Genomic DNA, 22,703 nt, shown 5'->3' with positions numbered 1-22,703 from the left:
GCCGCTATTGGCGCAGGCTTTCAAGATAACGGTGGATCGAGGAGACCACGACCGATCCCTCACCTACCCCCGAGGCGACACGCTTGACCGAGCCCGAGCGGACATCGCCGACCGCGAAGATCCCCGGCCTGGACGAGCAGAAGAAGGTGTCGCCGCTCCCGGTCTGCACGAAGCCGGCGGGATCCAGGTCGAGGCAGCCGTCCAGCCAGTCGGTCGAGGGCACCGCGCCGATCATCACGAACAGCGCACCCACCCCGCGCCGGCTCGCCTCGCCGCTCCTGCGGTCGGTCCAAGTCAGGCCGGTCAGGTGCCGCTCGCCTTCCAGCTCGGTCACTTCGGTGAAGGGGTGCAGCGTGATCCGGTCCGATGCCTCGATCCGGTCGATCAGATAGCGCGACATGGTCTCGGCCAGCCCCTTGCCGCGCACCAGGATGTGGACATGGCCGGCGCTGCGGGCGAGGTAGATCGCCGCCTGCCCGGCCGAATTGCCGCCGCCTACCACCACCACTTCCTGCCCGGCGCACAGCCCGGCTTCCATGTTGGTGGCGGCATAATAGATGCCGTTGCCCTCCAGCTCGGCATAGCGCGGCAGATCGAGCTTGCGGTAGCGGGCGCCGGTGGCGACCACCACGGCCCGCGAGCGGATCTCGGTCCCGTCGTCGAGCCGCACCGTGAACGGCGTGCCCGAGCAGTCGAGCCCCACCGCATCGCGCGAGATCAGCAGGCGCGCGCCGAACTTCTGGGCCTGCACCTGCGCCCGCCCGGCCAGCGCCTGGCCCGAGATGCCAGTGGGGAAGCCGAGATAATTCTCGATCTTGGAGCTGGTCCCCGCCTGGCCGCCCGGCGCGATCGATTCGACGACGATCGTGTCGAGCCCCTCCGAGGCGGCATAGACGGCGGAGGCGAGCCCGGCCGGGCCGCCGCCCACCACGGCGACGTCATGAACATGGGCGGGATCCAGTTCGACGGTGAGGCCCAGCGCATCGGCCACCTGGCCGTTGCTCGGCCGGCGCAGCGTCTGGCCGCGGACGACCACCACGGGCAGGTCCTCCGGGGCAAGCCGGAAGCATTCGAGGAAGCCGCCGGCATCGGCGTCGGTCTCGGTGTCGATCTGGCGGTGCGGCAGGCCGTTGCGGCGCAGGAAGCTCTCGATGCGCGCGGTCGCCGCGCCATGGGCCGGGCCGATCAGCGCCACGCCCGCCTCGCCGTGCAGCATCATGCCCACCCGGCGCAGGATGAAGGCGCGCATCACCACTTCGCCGATATCCGGCTCGGCGGCGATCAGGCGGCGGAACGCGAGCCGTTCGACCCGGGCGACGCGCGTGCCCGGCCCAGCCCGTGCAGTGACGAGGATCTTGCGGTCGTTGAACAGATCCAGCTCGCCGGTGAACTGGCGGGGCCCATGGACGTGCACGACATGCTCGCGGCCCTTGGCATCGACGTCGAGCACTTCGACCGTGCCGTCGAGCATCAGGAAGAAATCGACGCTGCGCTGCCCGCGCTCGAACAGCACACCGCCGTCGGGCCATTCCTCCACGCTGCCAAAGGCAGCGACGCGTGCGACCATGTCGTCGTTCAACTCGGGAAAGGTCTGGGCTTCCCGGCGATAGGGATCGGAAGGATCGGCGGCGAGCTGCCGCAGCTGCAGGTGCGAATCGGTGCCCATGCCCGCAGCGTAACGAAGGGGCAGCGCGGTGCCACCCCTTCGAAGCCATTAGCGGCAGTAGCGGACGTGCACCGGGCGATCGAGATACGGATCCCACACCCGACGGACTTCGCAATAGCCGCGATAGGAGCGGTAATAGTCGCGATAATAATAGCCGTCGGTCGGATAGTAGCCATGATCGCGATAATAGTGGCGGTCGTAATCATAGCGGCGATTGTTGTTGCTGCTGGCGATCGCGGCACCAACCGCGAGGCCGGCGATGCCCGCGACGATCGCGGTGCCGGTGTCGTCATGGCCACGATAGCGGCGATAGCGCTGCGCCTCGGCCGCCGGCGCGACGGCGACCAGCACGGTCGCGCCCAAGACCGTGCCGAGCACTGCCTTCTTCACGAAATTGGTCATCACTTTCCTCCTCATATGCTGGCGCCTGCCGGCCGCCCGAGGAGGGACGAGTCGCGGCGCTGAGGTCATGGAGATAACGCCCGCCGGCTGAACTGGTTCGGAATCGGTTGTTAAGCAGCCGTTTAGGCGGTTAAGGCGGCGCCATGCGCTATTGGCTCCTCCGCTCCGAACCCGACGCCTATTCCTGGGACGATCTGGTCCGCGACGGCGCGACCGAATGGAACGGCGTGCGCAACTACACCGCCCGCAACTTCCTCAAGGAAATGCAGCCGGGCGACCAGGCGCTCTTCTACCATTCGAACACCGAAAAGGCGGCAGTGGGGATCATGGAGATCACCCGCGCCTGGCAGCCCGACGGCGACGACGGCAAATGGGCCAGCGTCGCGGTGAAGCCGGTGCGCAAGCTCGCCAGACCCGTCACCCTGGCGATGCTCAAGGCCGAACCGCGGCTGGCGAAGCTCGAAGTGCTCCGCCAGTCCCGCCTCTCGGTCACTCCCGTCCGCGACGACGAATGGGCCGTGCTGCTCGAACTGAGCGAAGCCTGATCGGGCGGCGCCGCCGGCCTCAGGGTACCAGCAGCGGGCGCATCCCCGGCACGGCGACCGCCAGTTCGTCGGCCACCATCTTCGAGAAGAAATCGGCGCCTACCGGGCCGAGATGCGTATAGTCGAAGGCGAGCCTGGCATCGCCCAGCGGCTCGACCGCAGCGTTGTTCTGCGGCAGGGCCTGGGCGACGGCCGCGACCGGGTTGGCGATCGTGGTGCCGGCAAGCGCCGCGGCGGCGACCTCGCGGGCCGGCGGCACCTGCGCGAAGCGGTTGGCCATCGACGGCCCCAGCGCCTCCACCGCATCGGCGCTGCGCCGGTTGAGATCGATCAGCGGCACCTTCAGCTCCGCCGCCACCTTGCGGATCGCCTCCGCCCAGGGATCGAGATCGCGCTCGAGCTTGCCCGCCTTGAACTGGCGCCGGGTGAGCGGCGTGAGAAGGATCGGCTCGGCGCCGGCGGCGCGGGCCTCCTGGACATAGAGGCGCAGGTTCGCCGGGAATTCGGTGGCGAGATCGGTCGAGCGGCCCGGCTTGCCCGGCTGGTCGTTATGGCCGAACTGGATGAGCACCCAGGTCTTCGCGAAGCCGCGCGCATTCATCTCGGCCAGTGCCAGGTCCCAGCTGCCCTCGGCCCGGTAGCTATAGGTGCTGCGCCCGCCCCGGGCGAGGTTCACGCAGGCGGCGAAACTGGTGACGTGATAGGCGCAGAAGCTGCCGCCCCAGCCCGACAACACCTGGGTGGTGGAATCGCCGACCAGGATGATCTTCGACGCCTTGATCGGCACCGCCGGGGGGCGGTCCTGCGGGGCGGTCTGCGCCTGTGCCGCGCCGGCCGACAGCGCCAGAGCCAAACCGGCGAACATAGCCCCTCGCATCCAATCCTCCCCCGATGTCGCTCAGGAGTGGACCCTAGATGACACCGGTAGCAAAGGTCAAGGCAGCGGCAGGCGGACCTCGAGATCGCGCAGCCGGCGCGGCTCGGGCGGCGCCAGGTCGTCGAGCGGGATGGCGACGCGGCCGGCCTTGTCGGGTTTCTTCCTGAAGCTGCGCCCGACCGCGCCGACGGCATCGCCGACCAGCTTGACCGGGTTGGTCGCCTCGCCCGGCTCCTCGCAGCAGCTGTTCGGATCGACCAGCTTCCCCACGCCGCGGATCAGGGCAGTGCCCATGCCGAGGATGTTGATGCCCGTCGTGCAGCCTTCCGACCGGGTGGCGCAAGGCGCGATCGAGGCGTTGAGCGCGCCGATGCCGCTCACATCCGGGTTGCTCGGCATCGGCCGGTCGGGCGGCCCCCGCTCGCCGGGAAGCGGCAGGCGGGGAACGGAATCGGCACCCTGGCCGCAGACCACGATCTCGTCCGGCTTGCGCGGCGGGCCGCTGGCGCAGGGATCGTTGAGGATCGACCAGCTCTGCTTGCCGTCCGCGCCCTGCTTCGGCTGGTCGGGCGTGCCCGGCGTTTCCTGTGCGGCAATCAGCAGCGCGACCAGCAACATGAAAAACTCCGCCCGATCCACTGGGGACCGGGCGGAGCTAAACACAAATCGCTATCCGTGGGAACGGCCTTAAGCGGCGTGCTTCGCGCGGCTGGCGCGCTTGCGCTCGTGCGGATCGAGGTGGCGCTTGCGCAGGCGGATCTTGGTCGGCGTCACCTCGACCATCTCGTCATCGTCGATGTACGCGATCGCCTGCTCCAGCGTCATCTTCTTCGGCGGGGTCAGGCGGACGGCGTCGTCCTTGCCGCCCGAAGCGCGGAAGTTGGTGAGCTGCTTCGCCTTCATCGGATTGACCTCGAGGTCTTCCGTCTTGGCGTTCTCGCCGACGATCATGCCCTCGTACAGGGCCTCGCCATGGCCGACGAACAGGATGCCGCGCTCCTCGAGGGGGCCCAGGGCATAGGACTGCGCCTCGCCATTGCCGTTCGAGATCAGCACGCCGTTCTTGCGGCCTTCGATATTGCCCTTGTGGGGACCGTACTTCTCGAACAGGCGGTTCATGATGCCGGTGCCGCGGGTGTCCGACAGGAACTCGCCATGATAGCCGATCAGGCCGCGCGACGGCGCCGAGAAGGTGATGCGGGTCTTGCCGCCGCCCGAGGGACGCATGTCGGTCATCTCGGCCTTGCGCTGGTTCATCTTGTCGACGACCGTGCCCGAGAATTCATCGTCCACGTCGATCACGACGGTTTCGTACGGCTCGGTCTTCTTGCCGTCCTCTTCGCCGAACAGCACGCGCGGACGGCTGATGCCGAGCTCGAAGCCCTCGCGGCGCATCGTCTCGATCAGCACGCCGAGCTGGAGCTCGCCGCGGCCGGCGACTTCGAACGAATCCTTGTCCTCGCTCTCGGTGACCTTGATCGCGACATTGCTCTCGGCTTCGCGCTCGAGACGGTCGCGGATCATGCGGCTGGTGACCTTCGAGCCCTCGCGGCCCGCCATCGGCGAATCGTTGACGGCGAAGCGCATCGACAGCGTCGGCGGATCGATCGGCTGCGCCTGGATCGGGGTCGACACCGAAGTGTCGGCAATGGTGTTCGACACCGTGGCGACGGTCAGGCCGGCCAGCGAGATGATGTCGCCCGCCCTGGCTTCGTCGGTCGGCACGCGCTCCAGGCCCTGGAAGGTCATGATCTTCGAAGCGCGACCGGTCTCGATCACCTTGCCCTCGGCATCGAGCGCATGGATCGGCTGGTTGAGCTTGACCGTGCCCGACTGGACCCGGCCGGTGAGGATACGGCCGAGGAAATTGTCGCGGTCGAGCAGCGTCACCAGGAAGCTGAACGGCGCGTCCTGATCGAGCGCGGGCGCCGGCACATGCTCGACGATCTTCTCGAACAGCGGCTGCAGCGTGCCTTCGCGCGCATCGGCATCGTCCGAGGCATAGCCGTTGCGGCCCGAGGCGTAGAGCACCGGAAAGTCGAGCTGCTCGTCATTGGCTTCGAGCGTGACGAACAGATCGAACACTTCGTCGAGCACTTCCTGCACGCGCGCGTCGCTGCGATCGATCTTGTTGACGACCACGATCGGGCGCAGGCCGAGCTTCAGCGCCTTGCCCGTGACGAACTTGGTCTGCGGCATCGCGCCTTCCGAAGAATCGACCAGCAGGATCACGCCGTCGACCATCGAGAGGATGCGCTCCACCTCGCCGCCAAAGTCCGCGTGGCCGGGCGTGTCGACGATGTTGATGCGGACCGGATCGCCGCCGCCCGGAGGCGCCCACTCGACCGAGGTCGGCTTCGCCAGGATGGTGATGCCGCGCTCCTTTTCGAGGTCGTTCGAATCCATCGCGCGCTCTTCGACGCGCTGATTGTCGCGGAAGGTGCCGGACTGACGGAAGAGCTGGTCGACGAGCGTGGTCTTGCCGTGGTCGACGTGTGCGATGATCGCCACGTTGCGGAGGTTCATGTTGCTTTCCTGGAAAGAAGTTGGCGGGCCCGTACAGCAATTTGTGCGTTGCGGGAAGCCCGGTGATTCGATGGACCGGGGCAGCGAAAATCTTCTCCGTCGACTCGCATCGCGGGCACGGACCGGTCGATCGGCGGCGGCGGCCGTCAAAAAAGGACGATTGGAGCAAGTTCGCGCATCCGCCATGCTAGAGCGCAAATCGGCGCTGCAGGACAGAGCCCACCAACCCAAGGGAAGAACATGGCACAGCCGCTGAAGATCCTCGTCATCCTCGGGTCCGTCCGCGAAGGGCGGATGGCGGAGCCGATCGGCAATTGGGTGATGGGCGCGGCAGATGCCGATCGCGACGATCTCGATTGCGAGCTGATCGACCTGAAGCAATGGGATCTGCCCTTCTATCACCACCCGAAGCCGCCGGCCGCGGGCGACTATGCCGATACGAAGCAGATCGCCTGGGGCAAGAAGGTGGGCGCTGCGGACGGGTTCATCCTGATCGCGCCCGAATATAATCACGGCATCCCCGCGGTGCTCAAGAACGCGCTCGACACCGTCTATGCCGAGTGGAACCGCAAGCCGGTGGCCTTCGTCGCCTATGGCGGCATGGGCGGGGCGCGATCGGTGGAGCAGCTCACCATGGTCTCGCGCGAGCTGCAGATGGCGCCGCTGGAAGGCGCGCTCCACCTGCAGGGCGTATGGAACCGGCGCGAGGGCAACCGGTTCGCCGCCGAGGGGCGCGAAGCCGCGCGGCTGAACCATCTGTTCGACGAGCTGGCCTGGTGGGCGCGGGCGCTCAGGAACGCGCGGGCCGCGGGCTGAAATAGCCGCCGGGCGTCTCGCCGAATGCGGCGCGGAAGGCAGCGACGAACGCGCTCGGCGCAGCGAAGCCGGCATGCGCGGCTACCGACTTGACCGGCTCGCCCGCCCCCAGCCGCTCCATCGCCGCGAGCAGCAGCGCATGGCGGCGCCAGCGGCCCAGGCTCAGCCCGGTTTCCGCCCGGAAGCGGCGTTCGAGCGCGCGCAGGCTCATCCCGGCCATCGCCGCAATCTCTGGCCCGCGCGCGCCCGTGCGGGCCAGGCCGGCGGCGCGCCGCATCGCCGGGCTGGCAGGCTCGGGCAAATCGAATGGCGGCGTCTCCGCGCGCTGGAATTCCTCGCAAACCAGCAGTGCCACCGCGGCCTCGGCGGGGCGACGTCCATCGAGCATCCCCCAGGCCACTGCCCGCAGCACCAGTTCGCGCAGCAATGGCGACACCGCGACGGCGACACAGTCGCTCGGCAGTCCCCGCGCCCATTCCGGCTGGAAATAGAGGGTGCGCAGCGTGCTCGCCGCGGCGAAGCGGATGCCGTGCCGTACCCCCGCCGGAACCCATACCGCCCGACCGCTCGGCGCGATCCACGACCCCCGCTCGGTCCAGATCTCCATCATCCCGGCCGAAGCATGGACCAGCTGGTGCCAATCATGCGCATGGGGCGCGATCGCCTCGCCCGCGCGGTGGTCGCTCGCCGCCGTGCGGATCAGCAGAAAGGGCTCGTCCGCCACGCTGCGCCGGATTCGCGACATCATACGCCGGTATAGCGGGATTGCGGCAAGGAGGCGAGCGCGACACAATCCCGCCATGCCTTCCCTCCTGCCGGAGCGACGCCGATGCCCGCCAACCTTGCCTCCTTCGCCCTGCATGTCGACGACGTCGATCGCGCCCGCCGCTTCTACGAGGCCGTGTTCGGCTGGGAATTCGAGCCCTGGGGCCCGCCGGGCTTCTACCTGATCCACACCGGCGACGCGGATTCGCCGGGCGTGCAGGGACTGATGCACGCCCGGCACGTCCCGCGCAGCGGCGAGGGGCTGAACGGGATCGAGCCCACCTTCGCGGTCGACGATGTCGATGCCTTGACCGAGCGGGTCGTCGCGCATGGCGGCACGATCACCCTGCCCAGCGCGGTGATCCCCATGGTCGGCACGCTGATCCGCTTCCTCGATACCGAAGGCAACGATATCGGCGCGATGCGCTATGAGGCGCATCTGCGCGGATAGGGCGCGCGCCGATTTCCTATCCTGCCAATGCGGCCTTGCACTTTTCCGGCTCGGCGGCGAAGCGAGCGGGATCGAGGACGATCTGCTGGGTGTGCAGCGTCTTCCGGCCCGCGGGACGGAAGGTGAAGCTGCGCTTCGTAGCGCCGTCCTGTGCTTCCAGGACATAGTCGACCGCCGAATTGCCCGGCTCGCCGGCGGTGCGGCGCAGGATCTTCATCCCGTCGCGCAGGCCGGCCGCATAGGCGTTCGAAGCCGGATCGACTCCGGTCAGGATATTGCCCGCCTTGGCCGTGGCTTCGGAATCCCAGCCGCGCTCGAACACCGGCACGTCCCCCGTGACCAGCCGGGCACAGGCGCCGAACGCGTCCTCGGGCAGGGAGATCGGCTCGCCCCGGGTGAGATAGCGCGCGATGTCCGGCCGGATGTCGAGCCCGGCGCGGCCGATCTCCGCCACGAACGCATCGGTGAGCTGCGGCGGCGTCTTGGCCGCGCGAGTCCGCTCACGCTGGGCGCGCAGCACCGTGTCGAGATCGCTCATCCCCCGGGCCTGGAGCTGCCGGTCCCAAAGCGCGGCGAGCATCGACCCGCGCTGATAGGGGATTTTCTCCGCGTCATGGCCGCCGCTCCAGAACTTCGCGGCGGCATCGGTATTGCCGGTCGCGCGGAATGAGGAGGCAGCATAGGCGCGCAGCATCTCGTTCCAGTCGGACACGAACTTCTCGGGCGTCCACAGCCCGGCGCGCAGCATCAGCCGGCGCGCGTAGAAATCGGTGAAGCCCTCGCTCATCCAATAGGCCTCGGGCTCGGCCGTTTCGGGGAAGCGGCCGAGCTGGCGCGCATTCCAGCTGTGGAAATATTCATGCGCGAGCAGCCAGGCGAGACCCGAAAGCGGCGCGTCGCGATCGATCCAGGTAGCGAAGGCGTCGCTGCGGCCGGTGCCGCCATAGCTGAGCTGGCCGGGCTTGGACGCCAGCGGAATCGCGGTGATCAGGAAGGGCGTGGCCTTGGTCTCGCGCCAGAAATCGCGTTCGACCGCGACCACCTGGCCGGCGAGCTTGTCGAATGCCTGGATATCGAAGCCGAAGCGGCCGACATGCGCGACCCGCACCGGCGCGCCGTTCAGCATCGTCGTGGAGACGGCGAGATCGCGCCCGCCGATGGCGATGCTCTCGAGGATGTCGCCGACGGTTCGGGGGCGTCCGCGCAATCCGACGGCATGCTCGGTATCCGAAGCGAAGCCGATGCCGGCAGGTCCCTTCCAGACGAAGCGGGCAGGCGCATCATCGCGACCGGCGGGGCGGGCATAGAGCACCTCGCCGACCGAATAGAACCAGCCCGGCCGCACGACCGGCCGCGCCTGCTCGCTGTCATCGACCGTGGGATCGGCGTCATAGGCCGAGACGATCCGATAGCGCATCACCAGCGGCGCGCCGGGCGCCGAGGTGACGATGCGGCCGCCATGCGGGGCCGGTGCGGTGGCGCGTGCGCCGTCGATCCGAATGTCGCGCGCCCATTGGCCAAGCCTGTCCTCGCCGGCCCAGCTGTCGGCCCAGTCGAGCGTGGTCGTGCCCGACTTGTCCGCCCTGAGCCGGATGGTAACTTGCAATGCGGCGATCGTGTCGCCCTGCATCTCGGGCGCGAGCTCATAGGATATCGCGGGATCGGGCGCACCGCGGGCGGCGCCGAGCACCAGCAGAAGCGGCAATGCCGCGAGGCGCATCCGGTGGTGCATGAAATCCCCCTGTTCGAACCCTGCTCCGTTATCGACGCCGAGGCTGACCACCGGATGAACGGAGCGCAAGCGCAACGATTGCGATGGCGGCTATTGCGCGCGCGAAACCGCGCTATGCTGGCGGCAAAGGAGATCGCGATGAACAAGGGTGTGCTGCTGGCGCTGCTGGTGCTTGCGGGCTGTTCGGGCAAGACCGAGAAGCGCAACATCAGCCTGGTGCTCGACGCCGATTTCGCCACCGGCAAGCTGCTGCTCAACTGCCGCGATTCGAGCAGCGGCACCTGCCATGTGCTGGTGGCCGGATCGGGCGAGCCGGTGCGCCTCTCCGCCGCCAAGGGCGCGACCGCCACGGCCGCCAGCGGCGCGGCCGAGGGTGCACGCTTCTGCGCGGGCGAGAGCGAGCCGCAAAATGGCTGCCAACTCACGGTGCTGCGCAACGGCGAGCAGATCTATCGCTCGAGCCAGGTGAAGACCGAGAGCCGCTGACCCTTGGCGCGGCTGCCCGGGTGTATTACATAAGCCACACAGTTGGTTTGCCGTCCGGATGATCCTATGCTGGGGGCCGGACAGTTTGGAGACGTGGGAATGGCGAGCGAGACCGTGGTGGCCGAACAGGATCTGGTGCTCACGCCGCCCGAGCCGGTGAAGGTCGTCGCGCCCGAAAGGGCGGCCGGGCTGGTGCCGGTGGACGACGGCAAGAAGACCGAGCTGGAAGCTCGGGTCGACAGCTTCATCGACGATCTCGTCGCGCAGGACGTCAACTCGCCCGAGTTCGGCAAGCGCGTCGATGCGATCGCGGCGATGGGACAGAAGGAGATCCGCGACGCGGCGGGCCAGTCCAACCGCTTCCTCGACCGGCCGGTCAAGGCGATGGGCAATGACGGAGTCGGCGCCGACCTGCTCGCGCTGCGCAAGAAGGTGGAGGAGCTAGATCCCAGCCAGAACGGCAAGCTGATCGGCGGGAGCCAGGGCTTCCTCTCCAAGCTGTTCGGCGGCGGGATGCAGCAATATTTCCGCAAATATCAGAGCTCGCAGACGCACATCAACGGCATCCTCAAGAGCCTGTCCAACGGCAAGGACGAGCTGCTGATGGACAATGCCGCGATCGACACCGAGCGGACCAACCTGTGGGCGGCGATGGGCCGGCTCGAACAGATGATCTATCTGTCCAAGGCGATGGACGCGAAGATCGAGGACAAGGCCAACGAGCTCGATCACACCGATCCGGCCAAGGCCAAGGCGCTGCGCGAGACCGCGCTCTTCTATGTCCGCCAGCGCACCCAGGACCTGCTCACCCAGATGGCAGTGACGGTGCAGGGCTATCTGGCGCTCGACCTGGTCAAGAAGAACAATGTCGAGCTGGTGAAGGGCGTCGACCGCGCCTCCACCACCACCGTCTCGGCACTGCGCACCGCCGTCACCGTGGCGCAGGCGCTGACCAACCAGAAGCTGGTGCTCGACCAGATCACCGCGCTGAACAGCACCACCGCCGGGCTGATCGATTCGACCGGCGCGCTGCTCAAGAGCCAGTCGGCCGCGATCCACGAACAGGCGGCCAACTCGACGATCCCCGTCGAGACGCTGCAGCGCGCCTTCCAGAACATCTACGACACGATGGACGCGATCGACACGTTCAAGCTCAAGGCGCTCGACAGCATGAAGACCACGGTCAACACGCTTTCGAACGAAGTCGAGAAGTCGAAGGGCTATATTGCGCGGGCCGAGGGCGCCGCGCAGAACCAGGTCTCGGGCGGGGCGGAGACGTTCAAGCTGGAGGCGATGTAGGCCGTGCCCACCGATGTCGATCGCGAGCTGAACCGGATCGGATCCACGCTGGACCGGGTGCGCGCGCGCACCGATCTCGCGGTGTCCGGCCGCAACCGCCAGCACAAGGAAGCCGAAGTCGTCCGCCGGATCGGGCGGATCGCAGTGGCGGACGGCTTGATCCTGGCCGGCGCGATCGTGTTCGGGCTGGCGGTGGCGCCGCTCGGCATGATGGGCGCGATGCTGGTGGTGCTGCTGCTGGTCGCAGCCACGCTGCTGTTCGCGGTGATGCCGGCAAGCGCGCCCGTGAATGTCGAGAAGCTGGCCGAGATCCCGCTCAAGGCCCTGCCGCGCAGCACCGAGCGCTGGCTAGAGACACAGCGCCCCGCCCTGCCCTCGCCGGTGCGCGGGCTGGTCGATTCGATCGGCGTGAAGCTGGAGACGCTGACGCCCCAGCTCGCAGCGCTCGACGAACACAGCCCGGCGGCAGTCGAAGTGCGCAAACTGGTGGGCGAGCAGCTGCCCGAGCTGGTGAAGGGCTATCAACGCGTGCCCGAACCGCTGCGCCGGGTGGAGCGCAACGGCCTGTCGCCGGACCAGCAGCTGGCTCAGGGGCTGCAGCTGATCGACGACGAGATCGCCGAGATGACTTCGCAGCTGGCCCAGGGCGATCTCGACGCGCTGGCGACGCGGGGGCGCTATTTGCAGATTAAGTATCGCGACGAGGACGACCCGGGCGCTTGAACGCGACCCGGCGAGGCGGCATGACCGACATCGGCGGAAACCGGCCATCGCGAGGAGCCCGGCGCGCTGCTGCCATCGGCGCAATCTACCCGGCGGTGGGTGAGCGCGGTCGAATAGCTCGCGTGCAACGCGTGGGAAACCTGGCTGCGTCTTGAGTGGGCTTCGCTCGCGAACTTGCTAGCTGATTAAATCAAATAGACGAAAGCACACGAAAATCGATGAGGAGCCTTCCATGAGACAGACCATCGGTTCGCGCACGCTTGTATTGGCCGCCCTTTCTCTCGCTCTCGCTGCTTGCGACGGTCAAAGCGGTTCATCCGGAAGTTCCCACGCGCGCCCGAATACTCCGCCGACAATTACGTCGGCCGCGACCGTGTCGGTCGTGGAGGACCAGGATCTCAGCTATCGTCTGACGGCAACCGACGCGGAAGGCGATCCGCTGACCTATTCCATCTCCGGCGGCGCGGATGCGTCGAAATTCAGGATCGACGCTTCAGGAAATGTGACTTTTGCCGCCCGGCCGGACTTCGACGCACCCGGGGATGCCGACGGGGACAATGTCTATGTCGTGCGGCTTTCCGTGAGCGATGGACGCGAGACCGCATCAATCGATCTGAAAGTCACCGTCGAAAACAGTCGGGAAGGCATCCGTGTGCGCCGGATCGCGAGCGGGTTCGTATCGCCCGTTGGAGTCATGTACGCGGGCGGCGGGGAAATCCTTGTCGCGCAGCGCGACGGGACCATTATCGGCATCGACCCGCGCACGATGGCGCGCAGGAACGCCGGGCGGCCGCCGATGTCCAAGCTCCAGCCGAACGGCCTTCTGGCTGTGACGGCAAACAGTTCCGTCAATCCTCCCTTCCCTTACAATCTGAACTATCTTTACCTGGATACCGCCCAGCGCCTGATGCTGACCCATTACCCCTCCTTTTCATTGCTGTTTGGTCTTAAGGAATGCACTGACGTGATCGTGCCGTATGTCGATCCGGCATCGCAAATCACCGTCGCGCTGGGCGGGGGCTCTTATGTAGCGGTTGGAGACACGCAGGCCGGGCCTTCAGGCGCGCAAGACCCCGCAAGTCCATTCGGCAAGCTCATTGCGGCGGGATGCGGCAGGGTCGATCTGGCTTCTGGCCTGCATGATGTGCGTGGGATCATCAGCTACACGGATCCTGTATCCGCTCGGGTCGGGCTCATCATCGCCGATCACGGGACGGGGGTAGCCGAGGAAATAAACTATCACCCACTTTCAGCCACCCCGTTGAATTTCGGTTCTCCCGCTCGCGAAGGATTTCAGAATCTCGGAGGCGCCGTTACCAATGCCGTCGACCCGGCTCTTGCCTATTCGCAGGGATCCAACCCAAGTTTCGGTGCCCAGATCGTCGGCGGGCAAGCCTATCCGGAAGGAGGTCGGATCGCATCTCTGAGGGGACAATATGTCTTCGCGGATCGCGCTGGAGCGATCTTGACGGCTCCGCTCAGCCGTCTTCGGTCGGGGCAGCCCCTGTCGGCGTCGGATTTTGTCGTAAGAACGGCGGATTTCGTTCCGGAATCGGGAACGATCGAACACCCGCTTCTCATATCCGCCGACAATGCGAATATTTACATCATGGACAGCGATGGCGAGCTCTACATCGTGGAGTCGCTGTCCTGACCGCAGCATGTCGAGGAAGGCGCAGTAGTTGCCGAGGTGCGCCCAGAGCGGGCGCACGATCCCGCCGGTTTCCCCCATCGTGCCTGCCGCAGTAGCAAAACGCCGAGTTCTAGCGGCTTCCCACCGCGGCCTCTGCGCGGTCGCGCAGGCGCTCGACCGCAGCGGCGTGGATGCTGGGGGAGGTGGCGAGCACGCCAAAGGCCTGTGCACTGGGCGTGTTGAACGCCAGTGGGCCGCCCAGGGCATCCGTCACCGCCGCCCCTGCCTCGCGCGCGATCAGCACCGCGGCGGCGACGTCCCATTCATTGCCCCAGCGGATCGTGGCGAGCAGGTCCGCCTCGCCCGCTGCGACCATCGCGATGCGCAGCGCGATCGAATTGGGCTTGGCGACCATCACCAGGTCGCTGTCGACCTTGGGTAGCTGATCGGCGGGCACCCGCGATCCCGCGAGCGTCTCGCGAGGCGTCACGGCGAGCCGGGTGCCGTTACGGAACGCGCCCTGCCCCGCCTCGGCATTCCAGACCTCGTCACGAGCGGGCGCGTCGAGCACGCCGATCACCGGCTGGCCGTCCTCGACCAGCGCGATCGACACTGCCCAGCCCGGTCGTCCGCGCAGATAGTCGCGGGTGCCGTCGATCGGATCGACCACCCAGATGCGCCGGCGGGACAGGCGGTCGCTATTGTCGGCGGTCTCCTCGGAGAGCCAGCCGGCATCGGGCAGAAGTGCAGCGAGCCGGATGCGAAGCAGCGAATCGACCTCGAGATCGACGTCGCAGACCGGACTTCCCGGCACCTTCTCCCAGCGTTTGAAATCCGTATCCCAGCGCGCCATGGCGAGGCGGCCTGCCTCCGCGGCGATCGCCGCAACTTCGGAGGCGAGGCCGGCCTCAGGCACCGGCGATCGTCATCCCATCGATGCGGATGGTCGGTGCGTTGATCCCGTAGCGGAACTCGAGATCGTTCGCCGGCGTCATCGCCAGGAACATGTCCTTCAAATTGCTCGCGATGGTGATCTCGGAGACCGGGCGGGTGATCTCGCCCTTCTCGATCAGGAAGCCCGCCGCCCCTCGGCTGTAATCCCCGGTGACGCCGTTGACGCCCTGGCCGATCAGTTCGGTGACGAGAACGCCATATTCGATCTCGCCGACCAGCGTCGCGGCGGGGATGTGGCCAGCCTCCATGTAGAGATTGGAGGGCGCCACGCCAGGCGCGCCGCCAATGCCGCGCGCGGCATGGCCGGTCGGCTCCAGGCCGAGCTGGCGAGCCGAGGCACTGTCGAGCAGCCAGGTCTCGAGCATGCCGGCATCGACCAGCTTGACCGGCTGGACGGGCAGGCCCTCGCCGTCGAACGGGCGCGAGCGCAGGCCGCGCGGTCGGTGGGGATCGTCGCGGATCGTCACGCCCTTGGCGAAGACCTGCTGGCCGAGCCGATCGAGCAGGAAGCTGGTCTTGCGCGTGATCGCGGCGCCGCCGATCGCGCCGAGGAAATGCCCGATCAGCCCCGCCGAGACCCGGCGATCGAACACCACCGGCATCGTCCCGCTGGGGATCCTGGCCGGATCGAGCCGGGCGACCGCGCGCTCGCCGGCCAGCCGGCCGATCGCCTCGGGCGCCTCGAGCAGGGCGGCATGCCGGGCGGAATGATGCGCATAGTCGCGCTCCATGCCGCCGCCCGCGCCGGCAAGCACGCTGGCCGAGATGCCGTGGCTGGTCTGGGCATAGCCGCCGGCAAAGCCGTGGCTGGTGGCCAGCGTCATCACCGAGCGCGAAGCGCCGGCGCTGGCGCCCTCGCTGTTGGTCACGCCCGGCACGGCGCGCGCCGCTTCCTCGGCCTGGCGGGCACGCTCCCTCAGGCTGGGCGGATCGACCCGGGCGCCGTCATCGAGATCGAGCATCGGCGGGCTGCCGTGGAGCAGGCGATCCTCGGGCGCGAGGCCCGCCCATTTGTCCTCGGGCGCCTCGCGCGCCATCGCGACGACGCGCTCGACGAGCATGTCGATCGCGGCGGCGCTGAGATCGGAAGTGGAGACGCTGGCCGAACGATTCCCGACGAACACGCGCAGGCCGAGCTCCTCGCTCTCCGAGCGCTCGACATCCTCGAGCGCGCCCATGCGCACCGAGACCGATTGCGAACTGTCGGCGGCAAACACGGCATCGGCGGCGTCGGCGCCCGCGGCGCGCGCCCGTGCAACGGCATCGGCGGCGCGTTCACAGGCTTCGGAGATGGTCAGCATCGCGCCGACTTAGGTATGCGCGGGCGCAACGTCAAAGCGTCTGACCCACGACCAGGCAGGCGGCGAACATCAGCAGCCCCGCATTGCGGTTCGCGCGGAAGCGGGCGAGTGCGCTGGCGCCGTCCTGCGGATCGAGCGTCGCGACCTGCCAGAGCAGGTGGAGCGCCATCGGAAGCAGCGCCGCCAATGCCAGCGGATCCGGGCGGAGCTGCCAGAAGGCCGCGCCCCAGCAGCCGAGCGCGGCGAGATAGAAGAGCGTCACCCCGCCCCGGACATGGCCGCCCATCGCGCGGGCCGAGGAGCGGACGCCGACCAGCGCATCGTCCTCGATGTCCTGCACCGCATAGATCGTGTCATAGCCGATCACCCAGGCGATGCAGCCGGCATAGAGCCATGCGAGCGGGAGCAGCGGCTGGCTGCCGATCTCGACCCAGCCGACCAGCGCAGCCCAGGAAAAGACCAGGCCGAGCCAGGCCTGGGGCCACCAGGTGATCCGTTTCATGAAGGGATAGGCGGCGACCGGCGCGATGCTGGCAAGCGCCACCAGCCGGGCAGGCCAGTGGAGCTGGAACCAGACGAGCAGGCCGATCAGGCAGAGCGCGGCGAGCCATGCCGTGGCCGCCTGCACCGATACCGCGCCGCTTGCCACCGGGCGGCTGCGGGTCCGCGCCACTTGCCGGTCCAGGTCGCGATCGACGATGTCGTTATAGACGCAGCCCGCACCGCGCATCGCGATGCTGCCGAGCAGCAGCCAGAGGATCAGTCCCCATTGCCGGACCGCACCGCCCGAGAGCGCGACGGCCCAGGCGCCCGGCCAGAAGAGCAGCCACCAGCCGATCGGCCGGTCGAAGCGGGCGAGCAGCGCATAGGGCCGCCAGCCGGCGGGAAGCAGGCCCACCAGCCCGCGATGCTCGGTGTCGGGAACGATCTGCTGCGCTTCGGCCATGGCCCGTCCTCCGCGCAGCCGCCGCAAAGATCAAGCCCGCAACAATCTGGCACATTTCTGCGACAATCGGAGTACAGGGGGATGTCGTCGTCATTTCACGCTGGAAACATTCGATGCGCCTCCTCCTTCTCGCCGGCCTGACGCTCGCCTCCATCGCCATGCCCGCCCTGGCCGACGATACGCCCAGTTTCTTCATCAGCCCGATGGGGGAGCCGTTCCGCGGGCACGACGCGCCCAATATCTGGTTCGACCAGGCCGACACCAACCATGACGGCGTGCTCACGCTGGACGAGATGGAGGCCGATGCGGCGCGCTTCTTCGCGACGCTCGACAGGAACAAGGACGGCGAGATCGATCCGGACGAGATCGAGATATACGAGACGCAGATCGCGCCGATGATCAGCGTCGGCAATGCCCCGCCCGAAGCGTCGTCGAGCTCCGACGACTCGGACGCCCCGGCGAAGAAGCCCGTCTATGTGCCGCAGGGTGCGGCGCGCTTCGGCTATTTCAACTATCCCGAGCCGGTGATCGTCGCCGACACCAATTTCGATCGCGGCGTGGACGCGCGCGAATTCCGCATCGCTGCCGACAAGCGCTTCGCGATGCTCGACAAGAATGGCGACGGCAAGCTGGAGAAGTCCGAGCTGCCCAAGCTCTCGCCGCCCGGCTTCGGACAGGGCAAGCGCGGCGGCGGCCGGGGCGGCATGGGCAGGCATGGCGGCGGCCGGCGTGGCGGCGGCGGCATGGGCGGTATGAGCCCGGGCGGCATGGGCTCGGGCGGCATGGGCTCGGGCGGCATGGGCCCAGGCGGCATGGGCCCAGGCGGCATGGGCCCAGGCGGCATGGGGGAGTGACGGGAGCCCGACGCGGGCGCTAGAGCGGTGCCATGCCCGCTACGCCCGCCTGGCCGCCCCAATCCGCCCCGCGCCTGTTCGTCGACGCCGAACTGTCCCCCGGCGAGATCCGGATCGACGGTGCGCAGGCCCATTATCTGATCTCGGTGATGCGGATCAAACTCGGCGAGGCGATCAAGCTGTTCGACGATCGCACCGGCGAATGGGCCGGCGTGGCGCGGCAGATCGGCAAGCGCGACCTGATCCTGGAAATCACCGACCTGCTGCGCGCCCGCGAGGCGGTGCCCGACCTGTGGCTGTGCGCCGCGCCGATCAAGAAGGGGCGGATCGACTGGATCGCCGAAAAGGCCTGCGAACTGGGGGTCGACCGGCTGGTGCCGGTGCTGACGCGGCGCAGCGTGGTCGACAAGCTCAATCTCGAGCGGCTCCGCACGCACATGATCGAAGCGGCCGAGCAATGCGGGCGCACTGCGCTGCCCCGGCTCGATGAAATGGTGAAGCTGTCCGCGCTGCTGCGCGACTGGCCCGCGGCGCGGACGCTGTTCTTCGCCGACGAGGCGGGCGGCGTGAACGCGATCGAGGCGATGCGCGACCATCCGGGGCCGGCCGCGATCCTGATCGGGCCCGAGGGCGGGTTCGACGATGCCGAACGCGAAGCGATCAGGGCGCATCCCCGGGCGATCGGGATCGCGCTAGGACCGCGCATCCTGCGCGCCGAGACCGCGGCCGCGGCGGCCGTCACGCTATGGATGGGCGCGGCGGGGGACTGGTGAGCTAGGCCGGGCGGACCAGCCGGCCCGCCCAGGCGAAGAAGCGCGGCACCGGGGCGTTGCGCTGCATCCAGGCGCTATATTCCCGATAGTCCGGATCGGCGCCCAGATGCTCTTCCTCGGTGCGCGCGCGCCAATAATAGATGCCGCTCACCACTGCCATGATCGCGGCGTTGCGCAGCCCCTCGATCCAGCCGGTGGTGGCGAGGAAGGGCAGGCCCGAGAGCCACCAGAACAGGTTCTTCGAAAGATAGGCCGGATGGCGGCTCCACGCATAGGGCCCGTGCGTGAGGATGCCGCGATGCGTCAGGTTCGAGAAGCGCAGGCCGAAGGCGATCGTCGCCCAGGCATAGATGCCGGTCAGCACCACCAGCACCGCGCCGAGCCCGCCCAGGATCCAGGGATGGCCGCCGAACCACCAGGTCCAGTCGGCGCTGCCGGTATGATAGTCGAGCACGCCGCCCTCATTCATCAGCACGAACGGCGGATAGCAGATCAGCGCCGCGGTCCAGCCCGCTGCGTGGGGATTGGCCGTCCGGATGTGCGAATCGAGCGGCCGCATCGTCAGGATGTAGCCGGCGGTGGCGAAGGCCACGTCGATCACGAACATGAACGCGATGCAGTAATTGGCGATCACCGCTGGGCTCTCGAACATCCGGTCGAAGTTCCAGCCGACGAAATCGGCGAAATTGGGCGGCACGATCGAGAGCATGAAGGCCAGGAAGAAACCCTTCACCGCCCAGCTGCGCAGATGGTTCTGGATCGCGCCATGGTCGATCGGCTCGTTCAGTCCCATCAGCCAGGCGCCGAGATGCCAGGCGCCGTCCCTGGGCTGCACCAGCTTGCGATCGAGCCACAGCACATAGGGAATGGAAAGCAGGAACAGCGCCGGCGCCGCCATTTCGATGCACCAGATCGAGAAGGCGAAATTGGCGTGGCGACCCGTCCACCAGAAGCGGAAGACGGCATAGATCAGCGCGATCCCGCCCCAGGTGAGCCACAGGCCGGTGAGCTTGGTGACCGAGACGTCGAGCGTGTCGCGCAGCGTCCGCTGCGACGACCAGTCGATGCCGGTCGAGGGGTTCAGATGCACCTTGTCGACCAGCACCGACCAGAGGATCATCGGAATGGCGCAGGCCAGGACGTTGACCAGCGAGGAATAGGGCCCGTCGAGCCGATAGATCGTCGCAAGGGCCGTCCACGCCGCCATGCCGGCCAGCCCCGCCAGGCCGACGCCGGTGCTCACCGCCGAGCGCGGGCGTGGATCGGCCTTGGCCTCGGCCGCCAGCTTGGGATCGTGATACATGGCCGAAACAGCTAGCGTGCAATGGTTAGCGTCCCGTTAGCATCTTCTCCCACTCCCACCGCCCGCCCCGGAGCGAAGAGGGAGAATTGCATTGTCCGCATCGACGGTCCTATGACCCGTTACGTCCAGAAGAGAGGTCGCTCCTGAAAATGATCCGCGCGCTCGCCGCAGTCGCCCTGCTCGCTTCCGTCTCCGCTCCCGCGCTCGCCCAAAGTTCTGCCGTGCAGAATTCGGCTCCGCAGCCGGTGGCGCACGTCAACACCATCCCCGATGCGCGCGACATCGCCTATCCGGGCACGCTGACGCTCGACATCGACGCGACCGACGTGGCGCGCGGCATCTTCAACGTGAAGGAGACCATCCCGGTCGCGAAGAGCGGGCACATGGTGCTGCTCTATCCGAAATGGATCCCCGGCAAGCACGGCCCGCGCGGCGAGATCGAGAAGCTGGGCGGCCTGGTGATCCGCGGCAACGGCAAGGTGATCCCGTGGAAGCGCGATCCGGTGGACGTGTTCGCCTTTCACATCGACGTGCCGGCGGGGGTGAAGAAGCTCGAGTTGAGCTTCAACTTCGTCTCGGCCACGGTGTCGGACCAGGGCCGCATCGTGATGACGCCCAATCTGATGAGCCTGCAATTCTTCTCGCTCAGCCTCTATCCGGCCGGCTATTTCGTCCGCCGCATCCCGATCGAGGCCAAGGTGACCTATCCCGAAGGCTGGACCGCCAGCTCGGCGGTGGACGCCAAGGTGGCGGGTCCGGTCTACACCTATGACAAGACCAATTATGACGTGCTGATGGATTCGCCGGTGCTCGCCGGCCGCTATTACCGCCAGCTCAAGCTCAGCGACCGCGTCTCGGTCGAGACCTATGCCGACACGCCCGAGGAACTGGCGGCCAAGCCCGAGCAGGTCGATGCGCTCAAGCGCCTGGTCGACCAGGCCGTGAAGACCTTCGGCGTCGAGCATTACGACCATTACCGCTTCCTGTTCTCGATCAGCGACGAACTGGGCGGGATCGGCGTGGAGCATCACCGCAGCTCGGAGAACGGCACCGGGCTGGGCTTCTTCACCAAATGGGACGAAAAGGCGACCAGCCGCAACCTGCTGCCGCACGAATACACCCATAGCTGGGACGGCAAGTTCCGCCGCGGCGCCGATCTGTGGACTCCGGACTATCGCGCGCCGATGCGCGGCTCGCTGCTCTGGGTCTATGAAGGCCAGACGCAGTTCTGGGGCTATGTCTTCCAGGCGCGCTCGGGTCTGGTGAGCAAGGCGGACACGCTGGAGGCCTATGCCGGCATCGCCGCCAACCTCGACAACCGGCAGGGCCGCACCTGGCGCCCGCTGGTCGACACCACCAACGACCCCGTCATCAGCCCGCGCGCGCCCAAGGGCTGGGTGAGCTGGCAGCGCAGCGAGGATTATTACAACGAGGGCCTGCTGATCTGGATGGAGGTCGATTCGATCCTCCGCGAGAAATCCGGCGGCACCAAATCGATCGACGATTTCGCGCGCATCTTCTTCGGCGGGCGCGACGGCGATTATGGCGAGCTGACCTACACGTTCGACGACGTGGCCGCGACGCTCAACCAGGTCCTGCCCTGGGACTGGAAGAAATTCCTCGACGAGCGGGTGAACCAGGTTTCCGAGCGGGCGCCGCTGAAGGGCTTCGAGCGCAACGGCTACAAGCTGGTCTATACCGAGCATCCCAACAAGGCGACGCCGAAGACGGCCACCGATCTTTCCTATTCGCTGGGCCTGTCGATCGGCCCGAAGGGCATTTCCGGCGTGATGTGGGGCAGCCCGGCCTTCGACGCGGGCATCACCCTCGCCGATGAGATCGTTGCGGTGAACGGCCAGGCCTTTACCGGCGACAAGCTGAAGGATGCAGTGAAGGCCGCCAAGGGCACGAAGGACCCGATCCGGCTCACCCTGAAGCGCGGTTCGCGCTATCGCGACGTGGCCATCGACTATCATGACGGCCTGCGCTATCCGCACCTCGAGAAAACAACCGAAGGAGAGGCTGGCCTGGATAAGCTCCTCCAGCCGAAATAAGGACTGGGGGGCGCAACCGCCCAGCTTAAGGAAAGCATAGCGTGCGTATCGATTTGATTCCGGTGGGTGACGATCCGCCGAACAGCCTCAACGTGATCATCGAGGTTCCCGTCGGCGGCGAGCCGGTGAAGTATGAGTTCGACAAGGCCAGCGGCGCCCTGTTCGTCGACCGCATCCTGCACACGCCGATGCGCTACCCGGCGAATTACGGCTTCGTGCCGCACACGCTCTCGCCCGACGGCGACCCGCTCGACGCGCTGGTCATCGCGCGCTCGCCCTTCGTGCCGGGCTGCGTGGTGCGTGCCCGCCCGATCGGCGTGCTCAAGCTCGAGGACGAGGCCGGCGGCGACGAGAAGCTGATCTGCGTGCCGGTGGACAGCACCTTCCCCTATTATTCGGACATCGGCGAGCGGCAGGACCTGCCGTCGATCGTGCTCCAGCAGATCGAGCACTTCTTCAAGCACTACAAGGACCTGGAGTCCGAGAAGTGGGTGCGCATCGGCCAGTGGGGCGATGCCGAGGAAGCGCGCAGGATCGTGATCGAGGCGATCGAAGCCGCGAAGAAGGCCAAGGAGGCCCAGGCCGCCTGACCCGCAC

Annotated in this window: 22 protein-coding genes; 11 read left to right on the top strand and 11 right to left on the bottom strand. The window is 67.5% G+C overall.

Annotation, left to right across the window (positions count from 1 at the left end; translation table 11 throughout):
- Positions 1-4: 4 nt before the first annotated feature.
- Complete coding sequence (locus FFS08_RS19040; RefSeq protein ID WP_137864341.1) at positions 5-1,666, bottom strand: FAD-dependent oxidoreductase; 1,662 nt, start codon at positions 1,664-1,666, stop codon at positions 5-7.
- A gap of 48 nt (positions 1,667-1,714) precedes the next feature.
- The gene (locus FFS08_RS19035; protein ID WP_137864342.1) at positions 1,715-2,068 is read right to left on the bottom strand and encodes a hypothetical protein; all 354 of its coding nucleotides are present in this window, start codon (positions 2,066-2,068) and stop codon (positions 1,715-1,717) included.
- A 143-nt stretch (positions 2,069-2,211) separates the two neighbouring features.
- Here FFS08_RS19035 and FFS08_RS19030 point away from each other — a divergent pair, with 143 nt between their 5' ends.
- Positions 2,212-2,613, top strand: coding sequence for an EVE domain-containing protein (locus FFS08_RS19030; RefSeq protein WP_137864343.1), 402 nt, complete (start codon positions 2,212-2,214; stop codon positions 2,611-2,613).
- A 19-nt stretch (positions 2,614-2,632) separates the two neighbouring features.
- On the opposite strand, the gene FFS08_RS19025 is transcribed toward FFS08_RS19030, so the two are convergent.
- The 3 genes from FFS08_RS19025 to typA all read right to left on the bottom strand — a co-directional run bounded on the left by FFS08_RS19025 (position 2,633) and on the right by typA (position 6,016).
- Positions 2,633-3,478, bottom strand: coding sequence for a rhamnogalacturonan acetylesterase (locus FFS08_RS19025; RefSeq protein ID WP_137864344.1), 846 nt, complete (start codon positions 3,476-3,478; stop codon positions 2,633-2,635).
- Between the two features lie 69 nt (positions 3,479-3,547).
- Positions 3,548-4,108: a hypothetical protein gene (locus FFS08_RS19020; RefSeq protein ID WP_137864345.1), complete on the bottom strand. Its 561-nt coding sequence runs from the start codon at positions 4,106-4,108 to the stop codon at positions 3,548-3,550.
- 69 nt (positions 4,109-4,177) lie between these two features.
- Complete coding sequence (gene typA, locus FFS08_RS19015; RefSeq protein ID WP_137864346.1) at positions 4,178-6,016, bottom strand: translational GTPase TypA; 1,839 nt, start codon at positions 6,014-6,016, stop codon at positions 4,178-4,180.
- Between the two features lie 240 nt (positions 6,017-6,256).
- On the opposite strand from typA, the gene FFS08_RS19010 reads away from it, so the two are divergent.
- Complete coding sequence (locus FFS08_RS19010) at positions 6,257-6,832, top strand: NADPH-dependent FMN reductase (RefSeq protein ID WP_137864347.1); 576 nt, start codon at positions 6,257-6,259, stop codon at positions 6,830-6,832.
- Here the strand turns inward: FFS08_RS19010 and FFS08_RS19005 are convergent.
- Positions 6,807-7,577 carry an AraC family transcriptional regulator gene (locus FFS08_RS19005; RefSeq protein WP_171012714.1) on the bottom strand — a complete coding sequence of 257 codons (771 nt, stop codon included), beginning with the start codon at positions 7,575-7,577 and terminating at the stop codon, positions 6,807-6,809. The genes FFS08_RS19010 and FFS08_RS19005 overlap by 26 nt on opposite strands.
- 84 nt (positions 7,578-7,661) lie before the next feature.
- On the opposite strand from FFS08_RS19005, the gene FFS08_RS19000 reads away from it, so the two are divergent.
- Positions 7,662-8,048: a VOC family protein gene (locus FFS08_RS19000; RefSeq protein ID WP_137864349.1), complete on the top strand. Its 387-nt coding sequence runs from the start codon at positions 7,662-7,664 to the stop codon at positions 8,046-8,048.
- 16 nt (positions 8,049-8,064) lie between these two features.
- Here FFS08_RS19000 and FFS08_RS18995 read toward each other — a convergent pair whose 3' ends face one another.
- Positions 8,065-9,780: a M61 family metallopeptidase gene (locus FFS08_RS18995; protein WP_137864350.1), complete on the bottom strand. Its 1,716-nt coding sequence runs from the start codon at positions 9,778-9,780 to the stop codon at positions 8,065-8,067.
- 138 nt (positions 9,781-9,918) lie between these two features.
- On the opposite strand from FFS08_RS18995, the gene FFS08_RS18990 reads away from it, so the two are divergent.
- The 4 genes from FFS08_RS18990 to FFS08_RS18975 all read left to right on the top strand — a co-directional run bounded on the left by FFS08_RS18990 (position 9,919) and on the right by FFS08_RS18975 (position 13,942).
- Complete coding sequence (locus FFS08_RS18990; protein ID WP_137864351.1) at positions 9,919-10,266, top strand: hypothetical protein; 348 nt, start codon at positions 9,919-9,921, stop codon at positions 10,264-10,266.
- A 99-nt stretch (positions 10,267-10,365) separates the two neighbouring features.
- Entirely contained in the window at positions 10,366-11,565 is a 1,200-nt protein-coding gene (locus tag FFS08_RS18985; RefSeq protein ID WP_137864352.1) for a toxic anion resistance protein, read from the top strand.
- Positions 11,566-11,568: 3 nt separating this feature from the next.
- Positions 11,569-12,288: a hypothetical protein gene (locus FFS08_RS18980; RefSeq protein ID WP_137864353.1), complete on the top strand. Its 720-nt coding sequence runs from the start codon at positions 11,569-11,571 to the stop codon at positions 12,286-12,288.
- Positions 12,289-12,520: 232 nt separating this feature from the next.
- Entirely contained in the window at positions 12,521-13,942 is a 1,422-nt protein-coding gene (locus tag FFS08_RS18975; protein WP_137864354.1) for a cadherin repeat domain-containing protein, read from the top strand.
- 109 nt (positions 13,943-14,051) lie between these two features.
- Here FFS08_RS18975 and FFS08_RS18970 read toward each other — a convergent pair whose 3' ends face one another.
- From FFS08_RS18970 to ubiA, 3 genes are read right to left on the bottom strand one after another with little or no spacing between them, the layout of a single operon-like run.
- Complete coding sequence (locus tag FFS08_RS18970) at positions 14,052-14,837, bottom strand: 3'(2'),5'-bisphosphate nucleotidase CysQ (RefSeq protein WP_137864355.1); 786 nt, start codon at positions 14,835-14,837, stop codon at positions 14,052-14,054.
- Complete coding sequence (locus FFS08_RS18965; RefSeq protein ID WP_137864356.1) at positions 14,830-16,176, bottom strand: TldD/PmbA family protein; 1,347 nt, start codon at positions 16,174-16,176, stop codon at positions 14,830-14,832. Before FFS08_RS18965 ends, FFS08_RS18970 begins: the two co-directional genes overlap by 8 nt.
- A 31-nt stretch (positions 16,177-16,207) precedes the next feature.
- Complete coding sequence (gene ubiA / locus FFS08_RS18960; protein WP_137864357.1) at positions 16,208-17,122, bottom strand: 4-hydroxybenzoate octaprenyltransferase; 915 nt, start codon at positions 17,120-17,122, stop codon at positions 16,208-16,210.
- Between the two features lie 113 nt (positions 17,123-17,235).
- On the opposite strand from ubiA, the gene FFS08_RS18955 reads away from it, so the two are divergent.
- Positions 17,236-17,976: an EF-hand domain-containing protein gene (locus FFS08_RS18955; protein WP_249341242.1), complete on the top strand. Its 741-nt coding sequence runs from the start codon at positions 17,236-17,238 to the stop codon at positions 17,974-17,976.
- 32 nt (positions 17,977-18,008) lie between these two features.
- A complete protein-coding gene (locus FFS08_RS18950; RefSeq protein ID WP_137864358.1) occupies positions 18,009-18,749 on the top strand; it encodes a 16S rRNA (uracil(1498)-N(3))-methyltransferase in 741 nt (246 codons plus the stop codon).
- A gap of 1 nt (position 18,750) precedes the next feature.
- Here FFS08_RS18950 and FFS08_RS18945 read toward each other — a convergent pair whose 3' ends face one another.
- Complete coding sequence (locus FFS08_RS18945; RefSeq protein WP_137864359.1) at positions 18,751-20,052, bottom strand: methyltransferase family protein; 1,302 nt, start codon at positions 20,050-20,052, stop codon at positions 18,751-18,753.
- A 149-nt stretch (positions 20,053-20,201) separates the two neighbouring features.
- On the opposite strand from FFS08_RS18945, the gene FFS08_RS18940 reads away from it, so the two are divergent.
- Both FFS08_RS18940 and ppa read left to right on the top strand, forming a co-directional pair.
- A complete protein-coding gene (locus FFS08_RS18940; RefSeq protein WP_137864360.1) occupies positions 20,202-22,106 on the top strand; it encodes a M61 family metallopeptidase in 1,905 nt (634 codons plus the stop codon).
- Between the two features lie 41 nt (positions 22,107-22,147).
- The gene (gene ppa, locus FFS08_RS18935; protein ID WP_137864361.1) at positions 22,148-22,696 is read left to right on the top strand and encodes an inorganic diphosphatase; all 549 of its coding nucleotides are present in this window, start codon (positions 22,148-22,150) and stop codon (positions 22,694-22,696) included.
- The last annotated feature ends 7 nt before the right edge of the window (positions 22,697-22,703 follow it).

Origin of the sequence: Sphingomonas sp. 1F27F7B, assembly GCF_005503355.1 — a bacterium.
In the GTDB taxonomy this organism is placed as follows: Bacteria; Pseudomonadota; Alphaproteobacteria; order Sphingomonadales; family Sphingomonadaceae; genus Sphingomonas.
The sequence above is the reverse complement of the archived record's forward strand: the minus strand, read 5'-3'. Positions and strand labels throughout refer to the sequence as shown.